At 56.8% G+C, this 14,691-nt stretch carries 13 protein-coding genes; 4 read left to right on the top strand and 9 right to left on the bottom strand.

The window, feature by feature from the left end; all coding sequences use genetic code 11:
* Nucleotides 1-239: 239 nt before the first annotated feature.
* A complete protein-coding gene (locus IT527_RS03700) occupies nt 240-614 on the bottom strand; it encodes a hypothetical protein (protein WP_292966748.1) in 375 nt (124 codons plus the stop codon).
* 85 nt (nt 615-699) lie between these two features.
* Between IT527_RS03700 and IT527_RS03705 the strand changes: the two genes are divergently transcribed.
* A complete protein-coding gene (locus tag IT527_RS03705; protein ID WP_292966750.1) occupies nt 700-861 on the top strand; it encodes a hypothetical protein in 162 nt (53 codons plus the stop codon).
* A gap of 88 nt (nt 862-949) precedes the next feature.
* Entirely contained in the window at nt 950-1,945 is a 996-nt protein-coding gene (locus tag IT527_RS03710) for an SGNH/GDSL hydrolase family protein (RefSeq protein WP_292966751.1), read from the top strand.
* Here IT527_RS03710 and ampD read toward each other — a convergent pair whose 3' ends face one another.
* A complete protein-coding gene (gene ampD, locus IT527_RS03715; RefSeq protein ID WP_292966838.1) occupies nt 1,946-2,491 on the bottom strand; it encodes a 1,6-anhydro-N-acetylmuramyl-L-alanine amidase AmpD in 546 nt (181 codons plus the stop codon). It abuts the gene before it with no gap.
* Nucleotides 2,492-2,576: 85 nt separating this feature from the next.
* Between ampD and tmk the strand changes: the two genes are divergently transcribed.
* Nucleotides 2,577-3,215 carry a dTMP kinase gene (tmk, locus tag IT527_RS03720; RefSeq protein WP_292966840.1) on the top strand — a complete coding sequence of 213 codons (639 nt, stop codon included), beginning with the start codon at nt 2,577-2,579 and terminating at the stop codon, nt 3,213-3,215.
* Here the strand turns inward: tmk and IT527_RS03725 are convergent.
* From IT527_RS03725 to IT527_RS03750, 6 genes are all read right to left on the bottom strand, one after another.
* Nucleotides 3,192-6,395, bottom strand: coding sequence for a type I restriction endonuclease subunit R (locus tag IT527_RS03725; RefSeq protein ID WP_292966753.1), 3,204 nt, complete (start codon nt 6,393-6,395; stop codon nt 3,192-3,194). The two genes, tmk and IT527_RS03725, sit on opposite strands and share 24 nt — an antisense overlap.
* The gene (locus tag IT527_RS03730; RefSeq protein ID WP_292966755.1) at nt 6,395-7,885 is read right to left on the bottom strand and encodes an RNA-binding domain-containing protein; all 1,491 of its coding nucleotides are present in this window, start codon (nt 7,883-7,885) and stop codon (nt 6,395-6,397) included. Before IT527_RS03730 ends, IT527_RS03725 begins: the two co-directional genes overlap by 1 nt.
* Nucleotides 7,886-7,899: 14 nt before the next feature.
* On the bottom strand, nt 7,900-9,423 hold the full coding sequence (locus IT527_RS03735) for an RNA-directed DNA polymerase (RefSeq protein ID WP_292966757.1): 1,524 nt from the start codon (nt 9,421-9,423) through the stop codon (nt 7,900-7,902).
* Nucleotides 9,420-10,679 carry a restriction endonuclease subunit S gene (locus IT527_RS03740; RefSeq protein WP_292966759.1) on the bottom strand — a complete coding sequence of 420 codons (1,260 nt, stop codon included), beginning with the start codon at nt 10,677-10,679 and terminating at the stop codon, nt 9,420-9,422. Before IT527_RS03740 ends, IT527_RS03735 begins: the two co-directional genes overlap by 4 nt.
* A complete protein-coding gene (locus tag IT527_RS03745) occupies nt 10,669-12,252 on the bottom strand; it encodes a class I SAM-dependent DNA methyltransferase (protein ID WP_292966761.1) in 1,584 nt (527 codons plus the stop codon). Before IT527_RS03745 ends, IT527_RS03740 begins: the two co-directional genes overlap by 11 nt.
* A gap of 167 nt (nt 12,253-12,419) precedes the next feature.
* Entirely contained in the window at nt 12,420-12,563 is a 144-nt protein-coding gene (locus IT527_RS03750) for a hypothetical protein (RefSeq protein WP_292966762.1), read from the bottom strand.
* Nucleotides 12,564-12,880: 317 nt separating this feature from the next.
* On the opposite strand from IT527_RS03750, the gene holB reads away from it, so the two are divergent.
* Entirely contained in the window at nt 12,881-13,945 is a 1,065-nt protein-coding gene (gene holB / locus IT527_RS03755; RefSeq protein ID WP_292966764.1) for a DNA polymerase III subunit delta', read from the top strand.
* 69 nt (nt 13,946-14,014) lie between these two features.
* Here holB and IT527_RS03760 read toward each other — a convergent pair whose 3' ends face one another.
* Nucleotides 14,015-14,533, bottom strand: coding sequence for a hypothetical protein (locus IT527_RS03760; protein ID WP_292966766.1), 519 nt, complete (start codon nt 14,531-14,533; stop codon nt 14,015-14,017).
* Nucleotides 14,534-14,691: the final 158 nt, after the last annotated feature.

Here is a 14,691-nt window from a genome sequence, read left to right on the forward strand (position 1 = left end):
CGGCTGTTATCGAACCGGTAACGCTGAGTGTGAGAATGATCAAAGTGAACTCTTTGACATTCATAGCCATCACTTTTCCTCAGTTGATTTGATCGAAAGATTCGCCACAATAGCAACATGACGGCCTCGTCTCACACCAGTTCTACGCAGGGTGGACATTTCCCGGTAGGTGCCGGAGCCGGCATTTCTTTGCGCAGCATCTGATCGACTGCAGGGTTGGCCCTTGCCATTGACATGAATTACTTGAGCAGGCCGTACTTGGTCAAGCAGCGATGCTTACCCTGCTTTTCACGAGGAATGACAGTCGCAGGTGTTTTTTCGAAAGGATCTGTGTCTTGCTGGTCTTTGTACCATCCCTTCTTGTAATCAGTTGTGCACTCTGAAAATTTGTTGCAAACCTCAAGTTTTGTGCAGATGAGCTGATCATCTTTCTCATAGAAATAGTAGGTGGCGCCAGAGTATGGTGGTCTGGGGTAGCTTTCCGTCCGAACAGTTATCTTGGCAGCTGAATCCGACCGGCCGACTGTAGCCTTTGTCGCTACAGCGGCGTGGGGCAGGTTAGACACGGTGGCCAAAACCAACATGATCAAATGAGTATTTTTCGTTGCTTCCATGTGATATCGAAAGAGCTAACGTAATGTATATGACATGTTATCTAATAATCTGCATTGCCTTAATACGATGCCGGTAAATTAAAGAGTGCTTTCAATAAAGCGCATCACCGACATTTTCGTAATTATCGCGACTCTGGGTGAATCAGTGCGAGTTTTTGTGCCCAACCCGTTGCCACGCTTTACCATCGAACATATACGCCAGCAACGGAATATCAGTTTCCCGACAGCCACTGCAGCCGTATTCTGAAGCATTCCAGGGTTGTGCAAAGGTGTCCGGGGATTCAAACTGTATACAGTTGGTATCTTTTTCAATCGGTCTGTCATGAGGGTAAGTTATGAAAAAACTGATAACGGGTGTATTTTTTCTGATCTTCATGCTGTTCGGAACTGCCCGGGCAGCGCCGTTTACCAGCCTGTACGCGTTTGGGGACAGTCTCTCGGATGGCGGTAGCAGCCCGGCTGCGGTAATGAGCATTTACAGGCTGCTGGGAAATAATTGTGATCCGGCTCATCCCTGTCCGCCTTATGTGGGTGGGCATTATTCCAATGGGCCGGTAGCGGTTGAATATCTGGCAAATTCAATCCTGCCTGGCGGCGCAAATCCGGGTAATTTTTTCAATTATGCAGTTGCCGGGGCAACCAGCGGTATTGGCAATTATGGTGATGAAGGAACGGCAGCTACAGGAGGTGAATTTGAATTACCCGGTATCAGCCGGGAAATTGTGGGTTATTTACTTTCTTCGGGAGGTGCAGCTGATCCGGATGCGCTTTATTTTGTCTGGGGGGGAGCGAATGATTTCCTGACGGGAGGAGCGCCTGCTGATGCGGCGAAGAATATTGCAAACAGTGTGGATGCCCTCATTTTTGCAGGTGCCACCCATTTCTTTATACCCAATCTGCCTGATCTGGGGCGGACACCTTATGCTGCAGAACAGGGTATGCAGGAGCTGGCGCTGGCTTTTTCCAGTGCGTTTAATGCAGCACTGTCTGCCGAGCTGGCGGAACTGGGTATGCAGTCCCCGGCTGTAGAAATCATCCGGTTTGATGCCTTTTCCGTTTTTAATCAGATTACGGATAATCCGGCGGCACATGGTTTTACCAATGCACAGGAAAGCTGTCTGACTTTTCAGGCTGGATGGGTGCAATGCAGCGATCCGGATCAATACGTGTTCTGGGATGGACTGCATCCTGCCACGCGAGCACATGCCCTGTTTGCTTCGGTTTTTGCCCGGGCAATCCCGCTACCGGGAACGCTTGCCCTGCTGATATCAGGCTGGCTGATGCTTGTGATTGTGCGCAGAAACAGGGTTGGCAAGAACCTGACCGATTGATTATCGGGTTGCTTCGAGTGCTTCCCGGTAGCCTTGCCAGTCGAAATAAGGGCCAGGGTCAGTTTTTCTTTGTGGTGCAATATCAGTGTGTCCAACGATGTCATTGATGGGATAGGCTGCCTGTATGGCCCGGGTGAGTTCTACCAGCCGGGTATATTGAATCGATTCAAATGGCTGGTTATCACTGCCTTCCAGCTCGATGCCAATGGAGAAATCATTGCAGCAGGTGCGACCTTGCCAGTTGGATGCGCCGGCATGCCAGGCACGCAGGGTACAGGGGACGAACTGGATGATTTCACCATCGCGCCGAATAAAAAAATGGCTGGAGACTCTCAATCCTGCCAGTGCCTGATAATACGGATGTGCTTGCGGGTTGATCCGGTTGGTAAACAGCTCAATCACACCTTCACCGCCAAATTCTTCCGGTGGCAGGCTGATGGCATGAATCACCAGCAGGCTGATGTCATTCCGGTCCGGCCGCTCGTCGCAGTTGGGCGAGGGAATGTATCTGGCATGAATAAGGCAGCCGTCCGCGTCGATTCGCATGGATAATGACAGGTTAGTAGCGTGACAGTCTGGTGCTGTTACTAAGTGCACCCTGTAAACAAATCATTTTAATTGAGTGACTGCTTTGCAACACGGAAAACTGATTACGTTTGAAGGGATAGATGGAGCGGGAAAGAGCACGCATCTGGCCTGGCTGGCGAGTTTCCTGCGTGACAAGGGGCTGGAGGTGATCGTAACGCGCGAGCCGGGCGGTACAGCGCTGGGTGAACAATTACGGCAATTGCTGCTGGATCATCGCCAGGCGATGCACGCCGAAACCGAGGCACTGCTGATGTTTGCGGCACGGCGGGAGCATCTGGATAAAGTAATCCTGCCAGCGCTGGAACGGGGTGCCTGGGTGGTGTCGGATCGCTTTACCGATGCCAGCTTTGCTTATCAGGGTGGTGGCAGGGGAGTGCCCCTGGCCAGACTGGAGATACTGGAGCAATGGGTACAGGGTAATTTTTCACCGGACTTGACTCTGTACTTCGACGTGCCCGTGACAATCAGCCGCCAGCGGCTGCAATCCGTCAGAACAGCCGATCGCTTTGAACAGGAACCCGATCCATTTTTTGAGCGCGTGCGGCAGGCTTATCTGCAGCGTGCCAGCCAGTTTCCTGAACGAATCAGGGTTGTAGATAGCAGTCTGCCTTTGGCGGAAGTCAAAACAGCTGTGGCAGAAATAGTGGAAGAATTCTGGTCAAGCTACGCTCCATCCCGCTGACAGTGCCTCGGCCTGCTGCAGCACCGTCTGCACCGCCGCATCCTGCAAATCAGGCGGATAGCCGTACTTGCGCAGAATGCGCTTCACCAGCACACGCATCCGCGCCCGCGCTGAATCTCGATGTGCCCAGTCTACCGACACGTTCTCGCGCAGACTCATCAGCAATTCGTGGGCGATCAGCTTGAGCTTGTCGTCGCCCATCATCTGCACCGCGCTGTCGTTCTCGGCCAGTGCATCGTAGAAGGCGATCTCCTCGTCTGACAGACCGGACTCTTCGCCCCGCTGGCGGGCCGCGCGGATGTCCTTGGCGATCTGGATCAGCTCCTGCAATACCTCGGCAGTGGTGATGGCGTTGGCGTGGTAGCGCGCCACGGCGTCTTCCAGTCGCTCCGAGAACGCCTTAGTCTGCGTCACGTTGGCCTTGCTGCGCGAATGGATACCGTCGTTGATCAGCTTGCGCAAGGCTTCCAGCGCTAGGTTCTTCTTCTCCATCTGCTGAACTTCGGCGAGGAATTCGTCCGAGAGGATGGAGATGTCCGGGCTCTTGATGCCCGCAGCGGCCAGGATGTCCACAATCTCGGTCGAGACCACCGCTCGGCTGACGATTTGCTGGATGGCCAACTCGCGCTCTTGCTGGGTCACTCCGGAGCCAGTGCTGCTCTTGACCAACGCGGCACGGATCGCCTGGAAGAAACCGACTTCCTCCCGAATCTCGCGGGCCTCGTCGGAGGCGGATGCCAGGGCGAACGCCTTGGACAGTGCCAGTACGGCGTCCTGGTATCGACGGTGTGCGTTCTTCTTGCCTTCTTTGGTCTTCTCTTTCGCTGCCAGCTTCTGTTGCAGGTCGAGAATCCACTCGATGGCCCCTGCCATCATCGCTAGGCGCTCCTGCGGCGTGCCGCTCATCGCGGAGACGTAGTCGTAGCCGTGGTACATGTCCCGCACGACCTCGTACTTCTCCGTCATTACCGCGATGGCCTGCGCTTCGTCGACTCCAGTGTTTTCCTGGTCGTTCTTGGAGTACTGCTGCAAAGCAGACTTTAGGTTTTGTGCGATGCCGATGTAGTCCACGATCAGCCCCGCAGGCTTGTCACGGAACACCCGATTCACGCGCGCAATTGCCTGCATCAGTCCGTGACCCTGCATCGGCTTGTCCACGTACATCGTGTGCATGCAAGGTGCGTCAAACCCGGTCAGCCACATATCCCTCACGATCACCAGCTTCAGTGAGTCTTTCGGGTCGCGCGCACGCTTGGCCAGCAGATCGCGCCGGGCCTTGTTGCCGACGTGCTGCTGCCATTCCTGCGGGTCGCTCGCCGCGCCCGTCATCACGATCTTGACCGCCCCGGCGTTGTCATCGGTGCTGTGCCAGTCCGGGCGCAGCTTGACGATCTCATCGTAGAGCTTGACGCAGATACGACGGCTCATACACACTACCATCGCCTTGCCGTCGAGGGCTGCCACGCGATCCTCGAAGTGGGCGACCATGTCCTTGGCCACCAGCGCCAGGCGCTTGTCGCTGCCGACCAGTTTTTCGACCGTCGCCCATTTCGCCTTCAGCTTCTCCTGCTCGGTGACGGCCTCGTCCTCCGTCAGCGCCTCTACCTCGGCGTCGAGTTTGGGCTTTTCGTCCTCGTCCAGTTCGATGCGCGCCAGCCGCGATTCGTAGTAGATCGGCACCGTCGCGCCGTCTTCCACCGCGCGGCTGATGTCGTACACGTCGATGTAGTTGCCGAACACCGCCGGGGTATTTACGTCCGCCGCCTCGATGGGCGTGCCGGTGAAGCCGATGAACGAGGCATTGGGCAGGGCATCGCGCAGGTACTTGGCGAAGCCGTAGGAGATTTCGCCCGTCTTCGCATCCACCTTGGCCTTGAAGCCGTACTGGCTGCGGTGCGCCTCATCGGCAATCACCACCACATTGCGGCGCGTGGTGAGCGGTTCGCTGACCTCGCCGAACTTCTGCAAAGTCGTGAAGATCACGCCACCCGATGCCCGGCTCAAGACTTTCTGCAAATCCTCGCGGCTTTCGGCCTGCACCGGCGTCTGCCGGATCAGGTCGCGGCACATCGAGAAGGTGGCGAACAACTGGTCGTCCAAGTCGTTGCGGTCGGTCAGCACCACCAGCGTCGGGTTTTCCATCGCCGGGTGCTTCACCAGCCGTCCGGCGTAGAAGGCCATGAGCAGGCTCTTGCCGGAACCCTGCGTGTGCCAGATCACGCCCGCGCGCCGGTCGCCTTGTTTCTGGTCGCGCACGGAGGGCAGGCCATAGTTCGCCGGTTCCTCGGCCACGCCTAGCCGTGGGTCGGCGGCCCGAATCGTGGAATCAATGGCGCGGTTGACCGCATGGTACTGGTGATAGCCTGCCATGATCTTCGCCAGCCCCGAGCCGCCGCTTTTATCTGAAGTGCTGCCGAACACGGTGAAGTGGCGCAGCAGGTAGAGGAACCTTTGTTTCTCGAACACGCCCTCGATCAATGTCTCCAGTTCCGGCAAACCTTTCGGTGCGATTGCACGACCATCCGTGGTGCGCCACGGCATGAAGCGCTCAAGGTCTGCCGAGAGTGAACCCACGCGCGCAGCAATGCCGTCTGAGGTGACCAGCAGCGCGTTGGTGTGGAACAGCGCCGGAATCTGCTGTTTGTAGGTTTGCAACTGATTGAACGCCCCGGCCAGATGCGCGCCCGCGCTGCCCGGCGCCTTCAGTTCGATCACGGCCAGCGGCAGGCCGTTGACGAACACCACCACGTCCGGCCTGCGGTTGATCTGCCCGTTGATGACCACGAACTGCTGCACCGCCAGCCAGTCGTTGCGCGCAGGTGCATCGAAGTCCAGCAACGCCACCTTGCCCGCCGTCAGCGTGCCGTCGTCCGCGTAGTACTCGACATCCACACCTTCGGTCATCAGCTTGTGCAGACGGCGGTTCTCTTCGAGCAGCGACGGCAGTTCGGACTGCATCACACGCCGCACGGCATCCTGACGCGCCTCCAATGGCAAACCAGGGTTCAGGCGCGCAACGACGTCCTCGAGCCGCTTTTTCAGTACCACCTCATCGTGACTTTCGCGTTCCTGTGCGCTACCGTCCGGGCCGATGACCTCGTCATGCGCCGCCGACCACCCCAGCGTCTTGAGCTGTTCGATCAACCCGGCTTCGACATCGGCTTCAGACAGAAAGGCCATCAATTCGACTCCTTGGCGATGCGCTCCAGGCCTGCCGCCGTCGTGCGGTATTGCTGGTTCGAGCTGCGCGGCTTGTCAGGAATGGTCATTTCGAGCAGGCCGGCATCGAGCAGCGGGCGCAGGACCTGGTTCCGGAACTTGGTCCTATTGACTCGTTTGACGGTGGCCATCAGTTCTGAAATTGCCTTGGGAGTAACAGCCATTTCAATGATCTGGACTTGGTGCTCACTTAGTCCCGACTGGGTCCCGACTGGGTCCCAACTGGGTCCCAACTTGATCCTGGCTTCCACCGCCACCGGCCAACCTCGCGCCGCCCGCGCCGCCGCCACGTCGAACGTCACTACCACGGCGCCGGTGTGCACGGTCGTGAGCGGCGGCTCCAGCCCGGCTTCGCGCATCAAACCGGCGATCTTCAGCGTGCCGCGCCCCCATGTCTCGATGATGCCGCGCCGGTAGAACGCCTGTGCAATCAGCGGATTCCAGGGCTTCGATTCGTGCTGCCGCAGCAGCGCTTCCGGGGTCAGGCCGAAGTGCAGATCGCCGATGGAAATGATCTCCAGCCGGTCGTCGTACAACGCCACATTGACCGACCCGCCGCCGATGGCGTAATCCCGATGCACGAAGGCATTGGCCAGCGCCTCGCGCAACGCCTCGACCGGGAACAGCGGCGTATCCTCGCGTTCCATCTTGCCCGGGATGATGCGCCCGGCGATGGGCAACGACTCGATCAGAAACCGCTCCGCCTTGCGCATCAACGCGAAGGCGTTGCCCTGAAACTGGCGGTTGTCGAGGAATTCGTCGCGGCTGGTGCCCTTGAAGCGTGCCACCTTCAGCAGCAATTGCGGAAAATCGGGCAGCGGCACATCGTCGCGACAAAACAGCACCACCGCCGCGCGGGACAGCTTGCCGCCATCCACCAGCAGGTTCATGCCGCGCAGGATATCCATCGGTTCGCGCGTGCCGGGGTCTTCGCTGCGCCCCCGGCGAATGGATTCCTCCAAGGTCTGCACCATCTCGCGCGTGTCCAGCCTGGTCGTATCCCAGCCGTCGGCAGGCTGGTTTTCCCAGCGCTGCACGGCGTGCAACTCTTCCATCAACAGGCGCTGCTGCACATCGCGCGGCATCACCCGCGTGGTGTTCAGCACCCGCTCGTAGGGCACGCCGCGATAGTGCGTGACCCGCCCGCTGCGCGACACCGTAACCACCAGCACTTCGCGCTCCGCCTCGACTGGTACGCGCTCCACCGTGGGAAACAGCGGCGGCTCGAAGTGGCGAAACTCCTGCGCCAGTTCTTCCAGCGTGCGGTCATTGACCGTCTGCCCCACCGCCTTGCCCGAAGGCGTGACGCCGAACAGCACGCGCCCGCCCTGGCCGTTGGCGAAAGCGCACAGCGTGCGGCAGGCGCGCTCCTTTTCCGCCGTGGATTTCTTGAATTCGAGGGTGGCGGATTCGCCGGAGATGAGCCAGGCGGTGAGTTGAGAGCCTGTCATCGAGCTGGAATTTCTCATCCGTAATACCCCTCCACATTGGAGAGAAACAGTTCGACCTCTTCCGATTGGATTACGGGAGCCAGCTGATCACGAATTGTTGTATCCACGATCTTGATGGCATCCACTGCAGCCTTTAGGCCATTGGAAGATATCCAATCGCTGTTCCACAGCGACACTTTTTCATCAGTTACCAACTTGCAGATGGCCTCCTGATATGCAATGTCCTTGTCTATCGGAAGCGTTGCACGCTGCAACCATATCTGCATATGGCCGGTATTTGGTAACTTGCCAAATTTTTGTTGTATGCGCTTTACGGTAGATTTTTTTACCTCGTCATCCTCAAGAAACTCCAGGAGAATACTCAGTATCGCAGCAGTGATCGGGTAGGTTCTGGGATTTCGATAAGCAATGTCTACCACGATGGCGATCAATGGCATCACACCATCGCGCCTTGGCTTGGATTTCAAAAGGCGCTTGTGATAGTCGCTCAACGCGCGAACCAGACTGCCAGAATTTGGGTGGTTCGTTGCATGGTCATGAACGATCAGCAAGTGCTTCTGCAAGTCTTTCTCTCGCTGCTTGCGCCCCATCCATGCCAGCTTGTCGCCTCTGATGGATGCTCGCACTACGTCGGAACTGGCGCGTGTTTTTGACGGGTTGAGCTTCAAGCCAAGGCCCGTAGTAATCTCGGTTATCGCTTTGGCGATGGCATCCCCGTCTTGCGGGTTGTTGATGAAAACGCGGTAGTCATCCCGATACCGGAGCACTTGATAATCCGACAGCCCCAATTCTTCGATGCGCTGCGACAGTTCCAGATCTGCCAGACCAAGCACCGTCTCGGCGATGAAATTCATGAGCGCTGACCCTTGCGGAATGCCATTGGTCTGGCCATGTCGCATGTCCTGAATATGGTTGTCGATTACATTGCCAACCAAACCATTGTCCCGCCGCTTTTTCTTCGCCTCTTCCTTTGTATGCAAGGCCCATGCGATGGAATGCGTGTAAATCGCGCCATAGCAATCCGTAACGTCGGTCTCCAGCACATAGTCGTATTCAAGCGAAAGCTGAATGGAGCGTTGCTCCACCTCTTGCCACCACTGCGAAACTTGTTCCGCACGATCCTTCTCTTTCGATGTTGAAACGACAGGCAGGCTCAAGCAGCGAATCTTCTTGTTGTTCGAAAATTCCTGAAACCGCGCGCAGATGGAATTCCATTGGGCTTCATCCGTCATTGCCTGCACCAGCGAGACGTAAATCGCAGGATGAATCAGTTGGAATGGTCGCCACGCATACCGTCCATCCTTGTTATGGAAGATCGTGTAATTGACGTCATGGTGGTCACGCACGCCAGAACTCAAGCCGGATAGCTGCTTTCCTGTAAGCGCACTGCTAACGTCATCCAACAGGCCACCAAAACCGATGTAGGGCGGCAAATCCAGACTGCAGTAGCTCGTCGGCTTCAGAAAGAACTTCCTCGCCTCATCGTACGGCAATTCGAGAATGGACTTCTTGCTTGATGCCGAGGTAGTCGCATTCATATGGCTGCCTCGGCATCTGAGACCCGTAGCCGCCCAGAAATCAGGCGCGGCAGCAGGGTGTCGCGTAGGGTAGCGAGGGTGGCGGCTTGCTGGCTGTTTCGTTCGATGCGTTCGAGCATCGGCTTCGTGACGGCGGAAAACTCGGCAATGACTTGATCCGGTGCGACAACGCACGGTGTTTCGGCAACGACATTTGGCCGCACTGCGGGATACGCCGCCCCATCGGCGAGATTGGCGAGGCGTTCGATGGCTTCATTTCGCGTGATGGCCAGATAGATGAAGCTGGCGTAGTGCGGCTTCCTCGGTGAAAGCACGGCAAAGCCTGTGCTGCCGGTAAGGCTCGCATCCGGCATGTGGATGTAGGCGAACGCGCGGTTGCCGGGGCGAACCGTCCCGACAATGGTGTCGCCTTCGCGCAGATGCATTCGTGCGCGGCTCGGCGCTTCGTCAAAGGCGTATTCGGTAATCGCTTCGATGCGATTGGACGAAACGCCGCTGAGGTCGATGTAACGCACGGTTGGCGGGTGTTTCTTGTCCGTCCATTTTGCGGCGTTGAGTTCGCACAAGTCCGCGAGCGTCCCCACGCGCCACCCCTTCGGAATCAAGTCCAGTTCCAATTCCTGCATATCCTCCGGCAACACGCCGTCGAAGTCCACGAACCGGGACTTGAACAGCGCGGCGGCGATGGCTTCCAGCGTGGCGTTGGTCTGGTGTAGGTTGTCGATGCGGTCGTCGAGCACGCCGAGCGTTTCGGCGATGGCGCCCTGTTCTTCGAGCGGTGGAAGTGGCAATTCAATCGTCTTCAAATACGAAGACGGACGCGCGATTGATGGGACGCCGGTTTGCGACGCATTGGCAAGTAGCTTGTGCCGACCTTCGTTGCTGTGGAAGAAGTAGGAAATGAAGACCGGATCAGCCTTGCTCAAGTCGCAGCGCAGATAGAACTGGCGCTGTGAAATGACATATCGCTCGTATTGGGAATTGGGTGGAATGTAGGCGACCTGACTGATGTTCCCGGCATGAGTGAAGATGACATCGCCGCGAAACACATTCGAGTTCCTCATCTTTTCCGCGTGTTCTTCGGTGACAAAGTTGAAATCTCTGTCCTCCACGCGAACACCACGAAGATGAGCGCCGCTGATAACGGGAACGCCAGTCTCGACGAAAGTCTCGACTTTGATATTCGAGCCGAATGGCCCCATCGCAATTTTGTCCGCGATGTCTTCAATGCGGACAATCGGCCACTCAGACGCCATAACCGAGCGCCCCCAGCTTGTCGCGGATGACAGCATCCAGTTCCGCGCCGCGCTTCGTCTGTTCAAACAACTGCGCGGTCAACCTCTGCATCTTTTCCGCGAATGCCTCGTCGTCCTCATCCTGCGCTTCCGCGCCAACGTAGCGCCCAGGCGTGAGAACGTAATCGTGCTTGCGGATAGCGTCGAGGGTGGCAGACTTGCAGAAGCCGGGGATGTCCGCATATTCGCCCGCGTTGGCCTCTCCGCGCCAAGCGTGGTAGGTGGCGGCGATCCTGCCGATTTCCCCGTCGGTCAGTTCGCGCCGCGTCCGATCCACCAGCACGCCCAGCTTGCGCGCGTCGATGAACAGCACTTCGCCGCGCCGGTCGCGTAGCTTGGTTTTCTTCACCAGCCCATTGCTGCGGTCTTTCGCCAGAATCCACAAGCAAGCCGGAATCTGCGTGGAGTAGAACAACTGGCCGGGCAGCGCGACCATGCAGTCCACGATGTTCGCCTCGATCATCGCCTTGCGGATGTCACCTTCGCCGCTCTGCTGCGAACTCATCGAGCCGTTGGCAAGCACCACGCCAGCGAAGCCGTGGGGTGCGAGGTGGTGGGCGATGTGCTGCAACCATGCGTAGTTGGCATTGCCAACCGGCGGTGCGCCGAAGGCCCAGCGCACATCCTCGCGCAAACGCTCGCCGCCCCAGTCCGAAATGTTGAACGGCGGGTTGGCGAGGATGAAGTCGGCCTTGAGGTCGCGCAGCTCGTCCTTGTGAAAGCTCCCCTCGTTGTTCCAGCGGATGTCGGAGTCAATGCCCCGCACCGCAAGGTTCATCTTGGCCAGCCGCCACGTGGTGTAGTTCGACTCCTGCCCGTAGATGGCGATGTCGCCGATGCGCCCGCCATGCTCGTGCACGAACTTTTCCGACTGCACGAACATCCCGCCCGAGCCGCAGCAAGGGTCGTAGACGCGGCCTGAGTACGGCTCCAGCATCTCAACCAGCACCCGCACCACGGAGCGCGGCGTGTAGAACTCGCCACCACGCTTGCCTTCGGCTCCGGCGAACTGGCCCAGGAAATATTCGTACACGCGCCCAAGGATGTCCTTGGAGCGGTCACCTTCCTCGTTCAGCGCAATGCCGGAGATCAGGTCGATCAGCTCACCCAGCATCACCTTATTGAGCGCGGGCCGGGCGTAGTCCTTGGGCAGCACACCTTTCAACGATTCGTTGTCCTTCTCGATGGCGCGCATGGCGTCGTCGATCAGCGTGCCGATGGTGGGCTGCTTGGCATTGGCTTGTAGATGCGACCAGCGTGCTGCCGATGGCACCCAGAAGATGTTGTCGGCGAGGTATTCATCCTTGTCCTCGGCGGCAGCGGCATCCTCGGCCAGCAGTTGCGCGTGGCGGGTCTCGAACGCGTCGGAGATGTATTTCAGGAAGATGAGGCCCAACGCGACGTGCTTGTAGTCGCTGGGCTCCATGTTGCCGCGCAGCTTGTCGGCAGCCTTGAACAGTTCCGCCTCGAAGCCAAGCTGACCTTGTTTGAGAACAGTGCCGTTACCGTTTTTGGCGGTGTCGTTCTGTGCCATTGTGTTCTTTTCTGTTTGTGTGATATTTTTTGTTGAAGTGCTGGCTGCCGGGGTCTGGTGTTTCTGATGTTGTACAGCGCCAGCCGGATTATGGCTTATTATCAATCGTTTTTATGCAGACAAAATACTGAATAAATCAGGATTTTTCTTTTTCGGGAAGATTCTGTCTAATTGGAGTAGAGTTTCCAGAAGATAGTCAGCCAGAATAGCAGCGTGCCGATAAAGATCGTACAGGTGGCGGCGGGAATCAGGTATTTTTTCCAGGGCTGGCGATGACTGAGGAGTACGCCATCCTTGCCTGCCAGTTTCAATTGCTACCCACAAACAGCTCAGATTATCGTTGAGAACCTATTCAAAGGTGAAAAATGCTGCAGTAGTAATTACGCCAGCAATTGGAAATAGATAGCGTAATTCAGAGTAATGTTCGGAAAAATCATGATCGAAGTATTTCGTCAGTAATCCGTCAGCTACACCAAAATAAACAGTCAATATGGCGAAACGGAGCGTGCTGTAGTGTCTGGTGCCCGCTATCAGTTCTTTCAGTTTCTGATCTCCCGGTTTTTTTATTCGTGTCTGGCTTCCAAATCATGTTAAATCTCCCGATCTTAAAAACAGAGCAGCTTAAAAAATGAATCCGACCGAAATTTTTCCGTGGCAGCGGTCAATCTGGCCACGAATCCGGCAGCCGGACAGTGTGCAGCGGCATCACGCGCTGTTGCTGAGGGGGCGCAGGGGGATTGGCAAGCTGGGTTTTGCATTTGCTCTGGCACAATCCCTGTTGTGCGCGCAGACGGATACAGCAGGTGTAGCGTGCGAAAAATGCCAGGATTGTTACTGGTTTGAGCAGGGATTGCATCCGAATTTCCGTCTGCTGGAGCCGGAGGCACTGTCAGCGCAGGAGGGAGTGGCAGATAAGGGGGGTGAAGAAAATCGCGAAGATGCCGGTGGTGCAAAATCGGGTAAAAAACTGAGTCAGCAGATCAGTGTTGCGCAGATTCGTGCACTGGACGATTTCATTTATTTAAGCGCCCATCAGGCGCGATACAAGGTGGTGCTGATTCACCCGGCGGAAGCGATGAATACGGCTGCAGCCAATGCGTTACTGAAAAAGCTGGAGGAGCCGCCGCCGGAAGTCCTGTTTATTCTGGTGACACATAACGCGGCACTGATCCCGGCGACGATTCTCAGCCGCTGTCAGCAGATTGCCATGCCGGCGCCGGGGTATGAAGCAGCAAAGGACTGGCTGGTCAGCCAGGGAATTGCGGATGCTGATTTCCGTCTGGCCATGTCAGGTTTTTCGCCGCTGCAGGCGCTGCAGTATGACGAACAGCTGGCTGCTTCTCATGCTGATTTTATTCAGAGTCTGTGTGCGCCGGAGAAATTTGATCCGATTGAGCTGGCAGAGAAATTGCACAAACTGGATTTACCCGGTGTGACCGGCTGGCTGCAGAAATGGTGTTATGACCTGTTAAGCTGCCGTGCCGGCGGGCAGGTGCGTTATCACCTGAGACAGGCGGCAGCTGTCCGGCAGCAGGCGGCTGTTATCGATCCGGTTGCTTTCGGGTTTCTGTGGCGCAGCCTGGTTACTTCGCAGCAGCTGGCGCGCCATCCGCTCAACGCGAAGCTGTTTCTGGAGGAAATGTTTCTGAACTATATGGATTTAATATGTCCTGCCAATTCAGCGCACCTTTAAAAACCCGGTGATGCGGGATGAAGCGCAAGCTGCCTGGCTGTTATCCCGCATTCTGATGAATGATTCAGACTATTGGATGCACGATTCACTGGTTGGGTCGATGGTGCAGGCCCAGAGCGTTCTGTGGACACCCGCTGCACGGTTGAAAAGGTGGTCTGCCTGCTGGCCTTTTTGCTGTTCCAGTGTGAGCGTGACTTTCTCCGGAATGAGGTATGGCTGAACCCAGAAGCGTAACCGGCAAAATTCCTTTTCCTCAGAACATAATTTGTGAATGGCGGCGCTGTAGACGGTTTTATCTGCCTGGCGCCCTTTTTCGATCAGCACCATCTGCACAAATTTGCCTGAATTCCCCATTTCAATACGGCGTATCAGTTTCCAGCCAATGCCGCTGGGCAGTGCCTGCTCTTTTGCCTGTTCTGCTGTTTTTTCTGCCGCTTCCCCTTCCGCTGAAGCTGGTGCGGCTTGTTCTGCAGGGGCAGATGCTGCGGCGGTATCGGCAGCAGTCTGCTCGTCTTCCTGTCCTGAAAAAACCAGGCTGGACCAGCTGATAGCCAGGGCGATCAATAATCCGTTTCCTATTTTGTTCATTGCTTCTCCTGATTAAACTGTTTTAAAAATGAATTACGGGCACCTCTGAGAATCCGGTTGTGCGGATGAAATGCAAGGCACATGGAGTATCACAACGAGACATATCAGGCGGACTGACGCGGCAGTGTGTATCGTGCAGCATTGCTTTACCTGAAAAA

The sequence above is a fragment of the Nitrosomonas sp. genome, from assembly GCF_020852615.1.
Classification (GTDB): Bacteria; Pseudomonadota; Gammaproteobacteria; order Burkholderiales; family Nitrosomonadaceae; genus Nitrosomonas.

Excerpts from the sequence above, each read along its gene's own strand:
- IT527_RS03710 (WP_292966751.1), top strand. The coding sequence starts at position 950 with ATGAAAAAACTGATAACGGGTGTATTTTTTCTGATCTTCATGCTGTTC.
- IT527_RS03740 (WP_292966759.1), bottom strand. The coding sequence starts at position 10,679 with ATGGCGTCTGAGTGGCCGATTGTCCGCATTGAAGACATCGCGGACAAA.
- holB (WP_292966764.1), top strand. The coding sequence starts at position 12,881 with ATGAATCCGACCGAAATTTTTCCGTGGCAGCGGTCAATCTGGCCACGA.
- IT527_RS03700 (WP_292966748.1), bottom strand. The coding sequence starts at position 614 with ATGGAAGCAACGAAAAATACTCATTTGATCATGTTGGTTTTGGCCACC.
- IT527_RS03735 (WP_292966757.1), bottom strand. The coding sequence starts at position 9,423 with ATGAATGCGACTACCTCGGCATCAAGCAAGAAGTCCATTCTCGAATTG.
- ampD (WP_292966838.1), bottom strand. The coding sequence starts at position 2,491 with ATGCGAATCGACGCGGACGGCTGCCTTATTCATGCCAGATACATTCCC.
- IT527_RS03725 (WP_292966753.1), bottom strand. The coding sequence starts at position 6,395 with ATGGCCTTTCTGTCTGAAGCCGATGTCGAAGCCGGGTTGATCGAACAG.
- IT527_RS03745 (WP_292966761.1), bottom strand. The coding sequence starts at position 12,252 with ATGGCACAGAACGACACCGCCAAAAACGGTAACGGCACTGTTCTCAAA.
- IT527_RS03760 (WP_292966766.1), bottom strand. The coding sequence starts at position 14,533 with ATGAACAAAATAGGAAACGGATTATTGATCGCCCTGGCTATCAGCTGG.
- IT527_RS03730 (WP_292966755.1), bottom strand. The coding sequence starts at position 7,885 with ATGACAGGCTCTCAACTCACCGCCTGGCTCATCTCCGGCGAATCCGCC.